This window comes from Brevibacillus sp. MCWH, from assembly GCF_013096935.1.
Lineage (GTDB): Bacteria > Bacillota > Bacilli > Brevibacillales > Brevibacillaceae > Brevibacillus > Brevibacillus aydinogluensis.
The window spans coordinates 1-467 of record NZ_SDLF01000134.1; the positions used below are offsets into that span (position 1 = coordinate 1).

Here is a 467-nt window from a genome sequence, read left to right on the forward strand (position 1 = left end):
GTAATAACCAATGGTTTCTTCTAAAATTTTTATAGGAATAATCTTTCTAGGGTCGATTAGTTTTATAAAGCAATCTTTTATAAAAGAGAAATTTTCACCTTTTATTTCAACTGTACCATCTGGAGTAAATGTTGCTTTCTGCCCATTTTTAATTTCTCTTTCAACTTTTTTCTTAAACTTTTCATCCAATAAACCATCTAAATCAGTACCTTCCAAAATAGGAATCGAAAAATCATCGTTATATACTTTAATATTATTTAAAGTTTCATTAACATCGTTTTTAAATTTGTTAAAGTTTATAGTCTCTACTCCAACTTCTTTTTTAAATTCTTTAATGAAATCATCGTCAACAGACTCTAATGTTGTTGATTTTATTTGATTAGTCTTCATCTTATAAAAGTCTTCAAATAATTTAGAATAAGGTACTGTGTAAACATAATACTTACCGTACTGAAGAGTATTTGGAA

General features: G+C 25.9%; 1 protein-coding gene. It reads right to left on the reverse strand.

Going from position 1 to position 467, the window contains the following annotated elements; all coding sequences use genetic code 11:
- Positions 1–390, reverse strand: a 390-nt coding sequence (locus ETC00_RS19735) for a hypothetical protein (RefSeq protein ID WP_171567740.1), incomplete at its 3' end; no start/stop codon positions are given.
- Positions 391–467 lie beyond the last annotated feature (77 nt).